The 9,315-nt window shown below is 53.7% G+C and carries 9 protein-coding genes; all 9 read left to right on the top strand.

Annotated elements, in window-relative coordinates; all coding sequences use genetic code 11:
- Positions 1 to 70: 70 nt before the first annotated feature.
- The 9 genes from Q7V48_14665 (at position 71) to Q7V48_14705 (ending at position 9,237) form a co-directional block, all read left to right on the top strand.
- Complete coding sequence (locus tag Q7V48_14665) at positions 71 to 622, top strand: 2-oxoacid:acceptor oxidoreductase family protein (GenBank protein MDO9211969.1); 552 nt, start codon at positions 71 to 73, stop codon at positions 620 to 622.
- 136 nt (positions 623 to 758) lie between these two features.
- Complete coding sequence (locus Q7V48_14670) at positions 759 to 2,441, top strand: NAD(P)-binding protein (protein MDO9211970.1); 1,683 nt, start codon at positions 759 to 761, stop codon at positions 2,439 to 2,441.
- On the top strand, positions 2,429 to 3,583 hold the full coding sequence (locus Q7V48_14675) for a transketolase C-terminal domain-containing protein (GenBank protein MDO9211971.1): 1,155 nt from the start codon (positions 2,429 to 2,431) through the stop codon (positions 3,581 to 3,583). Before Q7V48_14670 ends, Q7V48_14675 begins: the two co-directional genes overlap by 13 nt.
- Entirely contained in the window at positions 3,580 to 4,494 is a 915-nt protein-coding gene (locus tag Q7V48_14680; protein MDO9211972.1) for a thiamine pyrophosphate-dependent enzyme, read from the top strand. Before Q7V48_14675 ends, Q7V48_14680 begins: the two co-directional genes overlap by 4 nt.
- A 2-nt stretch (positions 4,495 to 4,496) precedes the next feature.
- Positions 4,497 to 5,114, top strand: coding sequence for an MFS transporter (locus Q7V48_14685; GenBank protein MDO9211973.1), 618 nt, complete (start codon positions 4,497 to 4,499; stop codon positions 5,112 to 5,114).
- Between the two features lie 85 nt (positions 5,115 to 5,199).
- Complete coding sequence (locus Q7V48_14690) at positions 5,200 to 5,496, top strand: UxaA family hydrolase (GenBank protein ID MDO9211974.1); 297 nt, start codon at positions 5,200 to 5,202, stop codon at positions 5,494 to 5,496.
- Positions 5,496 to 6,653 (top strand): UxaA family hydrolase, encoded by a 1,158-nt coding sequence (locus Q7V48_14695; protein MDO9211975.1) that lies wholly within the window; start codon positions 5,496 to 5,498, stop codon positions 6,651 to 6,653. The genes Q7V48_14690 and Q7V48_14695 overlap by 1 nt, the downstream gene beginning before the upstream one ends.
- A 105-nt stretch (positions 6,654 to 6,758) precedes the next feature.
- Positions 6,759 to 7,973, top strand: a complete 1,215-nt coding sequence (locus Q7V48_14700; GenBank protein MDO9211976.1) for a CoA transferase — start codon at positions 6,759 to 6,761, stop codon at positions 7,971 to 7,973.
- Positions 7,974 to 8,046: 73 nt separating this feature from the next.
- Positions 8,047 to 9,237: an iron-containing alcohol dehydrogenase gene (locus tag Q7V48_14705; protein ID MDO9211977.1), complete on the top strand. Its 1,191-nt coding sequence runs from the start codon at positions 8,047 to 8,049 to the stop codon at positions 9,235 to 9,237.
- Positions 9,238 to 9,315: the final 78 nt, after the last annotated feature.

Consider the following 9,315-nt stretch of genomic DNA (forward strand, 5'->3'; position numbering starts at 1 on the left):
TTAAAATGTAATTTGTTGTTTCTGCGCTTATCTGCGCCAATCTGCGTCCCAATTGACAGGAGTTGAAACTATGATCGAGATTCGCATCCATGGCCGGGGAGGGCAGGGAGCCGTGATTGCGTCGAAATTGTTAGTCACAGCGGCGGCCAAAGAAGGAAAAAAGGTTCAAGCCTTTCCCGTCTTCGGGGCAGAAAGAAGGGGTGCTCCGGTCGCCGCCTTCGCCCGCGTCGATGAGGAAAAGATCCGTATTCATAGTGAAGTCTACACCCCGGATGGCGTCATCATCCTCGATCCTGTTCTTTACAAGACCGTAGATGTTACCGCCGGGCTCAAAGAAGGCGGATGGATTCTCCTCAACAGCCCCAAGCCCCCTTCTTCCTACCCCTTTCCGGCCCATTTTAAGGTGGCCACGGTGGATGCCAGTAGCATTGCCATCAAAAATAAACTTGGGTCCCGGACAGAACCTATCGTTAACACGGCCATTTTGGGCGCCTTTGCCAAAGTCACCGGGATCATAGGAATTGAGGCTCTGGCTGAAACGGTTAGGGAAGCGGTTCCGGGGAAAGGAAAGGAAAATGAGGCGGCAGCAAGGGAGGCGTATGAAACCGTGAAAATAAAATAAAAGGCGCAAGGCGTAAGGTGCAAGGTGCAAGGTAAAAGACGAGGGACGAGAGACGAAAAACGAAAAGCAAAATTGCGTTTACGCATTTACTCATTGACGCAGCCACACATTCACAGTTCGTTGTTAAGGAGTTGGAATGGAAGAGAAGATCGTTATTAAAAATTTCCAAGATGTACCGATCCTTTCTATATCATTACAATCCACGCTCTGGAATAAGACCGGAACCTGGAGGTATTTGCGTCCTTCGTATATTTCTTTCCGGGCGCCCTGTTCCCAAGCCTGCCCAATCGAGCAAGACATCCCTTTCTACCTGACTTCCCTGGCAGATGGAAACCTAAAAGAGGCCTGGCAGAAGATGTTGGAAGCAAACCCTTTCCCTGCGGTCTGCGGGCGAGTTTGCCATCATCCTTGCGAGCGGGAGTGTAACCGTAAGGAGTATGATGAAGCCTTGGCCATCCATGCTTTAGAGCGTTTTTTGGGTGACTGGGGGATAAAGGGAGGGAAGATAGAGCCGAAAAGGGAAAAAAGGGATGAAAAAATTGCCGTCATTGGCTCTGGCCCGGCAGGCCTCTCCTGCGCCTATTTTCTATCCCGGAAAGGTTACCCAGTAAGGGTCTTTGAAGGAATGAATGAACCAGGGGGAATGCTGCGCTATGGTATTCCCGAATACCGTTTGCCCAGGAGAGTCCTTAATAAAGAAATCGAACGGATAGAATCTTTAGGCGTGGAAATCCAAACTGGGATGAGATTCGGGTGCGACTTGGGATTGGAAGATTTGAAGCCCTACGGGGCCGTTTTTTTCGCCACGGGCGCCCAGGCCGAGCAGAGGCCGATGATAACCGGGAGTGATCATCAGGGGGTTTGGCACGGCTTGAGTTTCCTCCAAGAGATTCACTCCCAGAAGCGCCCATCCCTGGGGAAAAAGGTGGCCGTTATCGGGGGAGGCAACACGGCCATTGATTCAGCCCGAGCGGCCTGGCGGCTGGGATGTAAGGTTACGGTCGTCTACCGCAGGGTGAAAGAAGCTATGCCGGCCATTGCCGAAGAGGTGGAGGAGGCCAGCAAGGAAGGGGTAGAATTCATTTTCAACGCTGTGCCGGTTAAAGTGATCGGCAAGAACAGAAAGATACAAGCCATTGAATGCCTGCGGACAAAACCAGGAAAGCCTGATGCCAGTGGAAGGAAAAAGCCGGTTCCCATCAAAGGGTCCAATTTTTCATTGCCGGCTGATAGCCTGATCCTGGCCGTGGGAGAAAGGGCGGACCTTTCTTTCCTGCCCCAGGGGATGAAAACCGAAAATGGCCTAATCACCGCCGACTTTTGGGGAAGAACGACCGTTCCCGGAATCTTTGCCGGGGGGGATGCGGCCACAGCGCAAGGTTATGTATCCCAGGCCATTGCCTCCGGAAAGCGGGCGGCCCTGGCCATAGAGCGGTTCCTGGAAAAGGATCGCCCAGACCCACCGCAGAACGGCCGTGAGGTTGCCGGATTCGAAAGGATTAACCTCGATTATTTCCTCCGAGCGCCGCGGGCAAAACTTCCTTCCCTTCCGGTGCAAGCCAGGGCGAGAGGTTTTAAAGAGGTGCATGGTGGCCTCGGGGGGGTTAAAGCCCAAAAGGAAGCCGAACGTTGCTTTAGTTGCGGGAATTGCATCCGCTGCCATGTATGCCTGGTGGTCTGTCCGGATGTGGCCATCGCCTTCAATGAAAAAGAAAACGGCTACCTCATTGATACCGACCACTGCAAAGGCTGCGGAATATGCGTTGTGGAGTGCCCGCGTTCAGCCATGATCCTGGAGGAAGAAAAATGGAGCGAGTGATTTCTGGAAATGAGGCCGTGGCGTATGGGGCCATGCTTTCCCGCGTTCAGGTAATACCGGCTTACCCCATTTCGCCGCAAACAACCATTGTGGAAGCGCTCTCTGATTTCTGCGCCAGAGGTATGCTCAAGGCTGATTTTGTAAAGGTGGAATCCGAGCATTCAGCCATGGCCTGCTGCATCGGTGCGGCTTCCGCCGGAGCGAGGGCCTTCACGGCCACTTCCGCGCAGGGTCTGGCCTTGATGCATGAGGTGCTGCACTGGGCTGCGGGGGCACGCCTCCCCATTGTCATGGCCAACGTCAACCGGGCCATGGCCGCTCCCTGGACCATGTGGTGTGACCAGAGCGACAGCCTCTCCCAAAGGGATACGGGCTGGCTGCAGTTTTATTGCGAGGACAACCAGGAAGTTTTGGACAGTATCATCATGGCCTACCGCATCTCGGAGAAGGTCCTCTTGCCCAGCATGGTCTGCCTCGATGGGTTCATCCTTTCGCACACCTACGAGCAGGTGGAGATTCCGGACATCCAGGAAGTCGACCCCTACTTGCCAGCCTATGTGCCCAAGTTCAAACTGGACGTGGAAGATCCCCATTCCTTCAACGCGGCCTTTTTACCGGATGTCTACATGGAGCAGCGGGTGAAGATGCAGGAGGCCATGGAAGAGGCCAAGCGCGTGGCCAAAGAAGTAGACCAAGAATTTGGGAAGGCCTTCGGCCGCAGTTACGGGATGATGGAAGAGTACCGGGTGGAAGATGCGGACATTCTTCTGGTGACCACCGGGACGGTTACGGGTACGGCCCGGGTAGTGGTAGATGAATACAGGGAGAAAGGAGAGAAGGTCGGTCTTTTGAAAATGAAAATGTTCCGGCCTTTCCCCGTGGAAGATGTCCGGCGGGTCTTGCAGCAGGTGAGAAAAGTAGCGGTGGTGGACCGAAACATTTCTTTTGGATCCACCGGTATTTTTGCCCAGGAGATCCGGTCAGCCCTCCACCATCACGGAGAAGGGACGTCGATCTTCGGTTTCATCGCAGGCTTAGGGGGAAGGGACGTGACCCCGGCCGTTCTCAAGGAGATTATCGAATACACCAAAGGGAAAGATACCCCGGAAGGGGACATCGCCTGGATGGGAGTGAAACCATGAGGTACGAACTGCCCCAAGAAGAATTGCTATATTCCGGGCATATCGGTTGCCCAGGCTGCAGCGCATCCCTATCCATGCGCTATGCTCTTCAGGCTCTCGGGAAAAAAACCATGGTGGTCATCCCGGCCTGCTGCTGGTCAACCGTGGCCGGTTTTTTCCCTTCATCGAGCCTCAAGGTTCCCATTCTGCACACCGTCTTCGAGGCCGCGGCCATTACCGCCTCCGGCGTAAAGAAAGGACTGGTGGCCCGAGGTATCGAGGACATTCAGGTAATGGCTTGGGCTGGGGATGGGGGGACGTTCGACATCGGACTGCAAGCCCTTTCGGGGTGCGCCGAGCGGAACGACGACATCATTTACGTCTGTTATGACAACGAGGGCTACATGAATACGGGCATCCAGAGAAGCTCAGCAACCCCCTTGCTGAGCTGGACCACCACCACTCCCAACCCGGCTTTCAAGGATACTCCCAAAAAGGATATTATGGAAATCATGGCCGCCCACCGCATCCCTTATGCGGCTACGGCTTCCCCGGCCTTCCCCGAAGATTTCTTGAATAAAATGCGTAAGGCTCGGGAGACCCAAGGCCTGCGCTTCATCCATATTCTTTCTTCCTGCCCTCCAGGATGGAAATTTCCCTCGGAGCTTTCGGTGAAAATCGCCCGTCTGGCTGTGGCAACCAGGATTTTCCCGCTGTACGAAATCGAGAAGGGGAGGAAGTATACCCTGACGGTGAAACCGCAAGGCGTTCCAGTCCGTGAGTATCTCAAGCTCCAGGGCCGCTTTGGCCATCTATCCGCCAAGGAGATCCAGGCCATCCAGGCGAACGTGGAAGAAGAATGGGAGATCCTGATGGCGAAGGTGGCAACCTCCAAAGCCCGGTGCAAGAAGGGGCTGAAGAAGGAAAACTGAAAATGGCACCGGTTGCCCATGCCTGGGAGCTGGAGGGCATGCGAGCCTGGACTCCAGCATTTTTGATTGCCTGTTATCTCGCGGTAGGATCACCGAAAGACCATGCCATTCAGGCCGGGTCCTCTTTCTCCTCGGCTTTATACATCATGGGTGTTTTTTCGACCCTGATCGCCGGATATCTATCCGATCGCCTGGGGCGGACGATGGTAATCATTTCCATGATGGTGATCAGTATTGTTTGCTCTTTCTCTTTTGGCTGGCTGATCGGCAGTCCGATGGCTTGGGTCATGATCCTGGGGCTTTCTTATGGATTTTCCGTGATTGCTGAATCCCCGGTTTTTTCTTCCGGCCTCACCGAGGTCGTTTCGCCGCACTATCTTGGAACCGCCCTTGGATTGCGCTCCCTAATTGGGCTTGGGATCGCTGCGCTGGCCCCGACCCTATTTGGATTGATCCTGGATTTAACCAACCCGGGGCAAGGAGAAAAAGTTTTGGGTTACCTCCCCAACTGGGGATGGGCTTTCAGCATGCTGGGTCTGGTGGCGCTGGTTGGGCCTTGGACCATGTTCAAACTTCGGGCTCTGCCGGAAAGTGTGAAGATGGCCGGAGGGAAAAAGTGACCAGGCCGAAGGCCAAGATCAGGATACAAAAGGGCTTTGCAAAATTCAAAATTTAATGTATTTTAATATTTCAAGGAGGTTCAAGATGGCCGGAAAATCCAAGGTAATCGTCATCAACGAAAAGGACAATGTGGCTACCGCCATTGTTCCTTTAAAGGCCGGCAGTACGGTTGCTGTAGAAACCCAGGGGCGCAAGGAAAGGATTAAACTTTTATCGCCCATTGCCATGGGCCATAAATTCGCCCTGCAGGAGATCGCTAAGGGGGTGGATGTGATCAAATACGGAGAGCCCATCGGCCAGACCACGGCGCCAATCTCCCGGGGGGAGCATGTTCATGTACATAACGTAGTCAGCCACCGGGGAAGAAAGGAAGGTGCGTGATGAACTTCCAGGGATACCGTAGACCGAACGGCAAAGCAGGCGTCCGGAATCACGTTCTGGTTATTCCCAGCGTAGTATGTTCGCAAGGAGCGGCGGAAGCTATAACCCGGAATGTGAAAGGAGCGGTTTACCTGCCCAATGTCTTTGGGTGCGCCCAAGTAGGCAATGACCGCGAACAAACCAAACGGACGCTGGTAGGCTTTGGCACGAACCCCAATGTATTCGCAGTTTTAGTGGTGGGAAATGGATGTGAAAACCTGCCTGCCAAAGAGGTGGCTGAAGCCATTGCTCCCAGCGGCAAACGAGTGGAATTTATAGAGATCCAGGAAGTAGGGGGGACAAAAAAAACCATTGCCAAAGGGAAAAGAATTGTCAAAGAGATGTTGGCAGATGCTGCCGCACTTCCTCGAGAGCCGATTCCCTTGTCAGAAATTATCCTGGCTACGGAGTGCGGGGGTTCGGATTACAGTTCCGGTTTAGCCTCCAATCCCGCGCTGGGAGCGGCCAGCGATTTTCTGGTGGAGGCGGGAGGGACGGTAATCCTTTCGGAAACCACGGAGCTGATCGGAGCCGAGCATCTATTAGCCAGACGGGCCCGCACAGGGGAAATCGGGAAGCAAGTGCTGGACCTGATTGCCTGGTGGGAAAAAGAAGCAATAGCCACCGGCCAGGATATCCGCGGGGCCAACCCGGCTCCAGGCAATATCGCCGGCGGAATTACCACCATCGAGGAGAAGTCCCTGGGTTGCATTTACAAAGGGGGGACGAAAATCCTGGAAGAAGTTATTAAATATGCTTTTCCCCCCACCAAAAAAGGATTGATTCTTATGGATACGCCCGGCCACGACATCGACCAGCTAACCGGAATGATGGCCGGGGGGGCGCAAATCACTGTCTTCACCACAGGGAGGGGAACCCCCACAGGATCGCCGATAGCGCCCGTGATCAAGATCACCGGAAATGCTGAGACGGCTCGCAAAATGAAGGATAACATCGACCTCAACGTCAACCAGGTTCTTCAGGGCAAAGAAACCGTAAAGGACGCGGGCAAGCGGGTTTTTGATGAGATGATTGCTGTGGCTTCCGGGAAAATAACAAAGGCTGAAAAACTTGGGCAGAGGGATTTCTGTATCTTTAAAATTGGGCTCAATTTTTAATTGCACCACAGAGGACACCGAGAGGAATAAAATTAGGCCGGGAGAAAAGAATGGAAGCAGATTTCTGTTTACTTTGCTGTGCATGCTTTTAAAAGGATGAACCATATGCCAATGAAAGCCCTGGAGGGGATTCGTGTTCTGGACCTTACGCGAATCTTTGCCGGCCCATATTGTTCAATGCTTTTTGCTGATATGGGAGCTGAAGTCATAAAGATCGAGCCCCCGGAAGGGGAATTGATCCGGGACAATCCCCCTCTGGTAAAAGAGGGGGAAGGAGGGCCCCATGATCGCAGCCGGAGCGGCTATTTTTTGACTCTCAACCGGAATAAATATGGAATCACGTTGAACCTGAAACACCCCAAAGCTCTGGACATTTTCAAGGACCTGGTCCAGATCGGGGATATCGTCCTGGAAAATTATGCCCCAGGAGTGATGAAGCGCTTGGGGATCGATTACCCGGCCCTGCGGGAGATTAACCCCCGGATTATCATGGCCAGCATAAGCGGTTTCGGCCAGACAGGACCGTATTCCGAACGTATCGCTTTCGATGTCCTCTCCCAGGCGATGAGCGGGCTGATGTCCATCACGGGATATCCGGATAACCCTCCCACGCGGGTTGGGACTTCCTTGGGAGACGTGAACGCCTCTGTTCACGCGGCCTTTGCCATTATGGCCGCCCTCTGGCATCGGGAGAAGACGGGGGTGGGGCAGTATATCGATGTTTCCATGCAGGAAGCGATGGTGTCCATTCTGGAGGGGGCGATTGTGCGCTGGACGATCGGACGGGAGCTTTTGACTCCCATTGGTTCCATGAATCCCCACGAGGCTCCCATGGGCGCTTTCCGGTGCAAGGACGGATACATAATCATTGCCACCGTAGGGGACGAACACTGGCAGCGTTTTTGTAGAGCCATTAATAGGCGGGATTGGGCCGAGGACCCTGGGTACCGCACCAAAAGACAGCGTTGGGAGAAGAAGTACATTCTGCAAGAAGAGATCGAGAAAATTACCACCCAGTACACGGTTAAAGAAGTGGGAGAGATGATGGACCGCGAGCGGGTGGCCAATTCGCCGATTTTGAACATCCAACAGGTGGTTGAGGACCCACATCTGAACGAGCGTGGATATTTTGTGGAGGTGGAACACCCGGTCATCGGCAAAGCCAAAATTCCCGGGATACCTTTCAAACTCTCCGAAACACCTGGAGAGGTCAAGAGCCCTTCCCCGTTGGTTGGGGAGCATAATGAATTCATCCTAGGAAAATACCTGGGTATCAACAGTGCTGAGATCCGCCGACTTAAAGAAGAAGGAGTCATCTGATTACGGATTTTGGAAGACAGAAAGGGAATTAAGCAAAGCCTCAAGGAGGGGATAAAGGGAAGGAGGAGAGCGAGTGGAATTTCTCAGATTTTATCAATTCCGGATCCCCCGGAATATCACCTTTGGGCTGGGGGCGGCGGAAACAGTAGGGGAAAAAGCCAAGGAATATGGGGCGAATAAAGCTTTAATTGTGACCGATCGTGTTTTTGGCCCGGTAGGAATCATAGAAAAAGTCTCCCAGGCTTTATCCCGGACAGGGGTTGAACCGGTCGTTTACGACGGCGTAATCACCGAGCCCACCACCGAACAGGTAGAAGAAGGGTTGGAAGTTTATCAAAAAAATAGCTGCGGGCTGGTGATTGGCCTGGGGGGAGGCAGTTGCATCGATGCGGCCAAAGCCATCTCCGTGGTGGCCACCAACGGAGGCCGCATCCAGGACTACGAAGGGCGGGGAAAAGTAAAGAAGCCCAGGGCGCCTTTGTTCGCCGTCCCGACCACTGCCGGGACCGGGTCGGAAGTGAGCTTGTCTTGTGTGATCACGGACCAACAGCGGAAAGTTAAGTTTATCGTCTACAGCCCGTATATCCTTGCCGATGAAGCCATTGAAGACCCTCTCTTGACTCTTTCCATGCCCCCCAGCATTACGGCCTCTTCGGGGATGGATGCTTTGACCCACGCCATAGAAGGCTACATCAGCCTGCGAGAAGCCAACCTGGGATACGGGTCCCCACCCCTCATTCATTATTTAGCCATCCCGGCCATCGAGTTGATCAGCCAGAATCTACGACAGGCTTGGGCCAACGGGAAAAACGTGGAGGCACGCAGCAACATGATGTTGGGTCAGCTTTTGGCCGGATTCACCTTTGCCAATACAGGAACAGCCCTGGCCCATGGGATGGCCCGGCCTCTCGGAGCTTATTTCCATGTGCCCCACGGTCTGGCCAACGCCATCGTCCTGCCCCATGTCATGGAGTTTACCTGGGTTGCCGTACCGGATAAATTCGCCCGCATCGCCAGGGCTATGGGGGAAGAAGTCACGAACCTTTCCCTCTTCCAAGCCGCGGCAAGGGCCGTGGAAGCGGTGAAAAAATTGTGTGCGGACATTCAGATTCCGAAGCTGAGAGATTTGGGGGTCAGGGAAGAGGAATTTCAAAGGGTGGTCGTCCAAATGGCCCGAGACGGGATTGCCTCGGGAACACCCCAGGTAAACCCCAGACCTGTTACGGAAAAGGAAATGGTAGAACTGTTCCAACTGGCTTTTTAAGAAACCCAAGCCACGGATCCACAAATAACAAGCCATCTTTGATTGTGGGGTAAGGCCGATAAACCCGTTTCCTTTGCT

The organism is Deltaproteobacteria bacterium (assembly GCA_030654105.1).
Classification (GTDB): Bacteria; Desulfobacterota; SM23-61; order SM23-61; family SM23-61; genus JAHJQK01.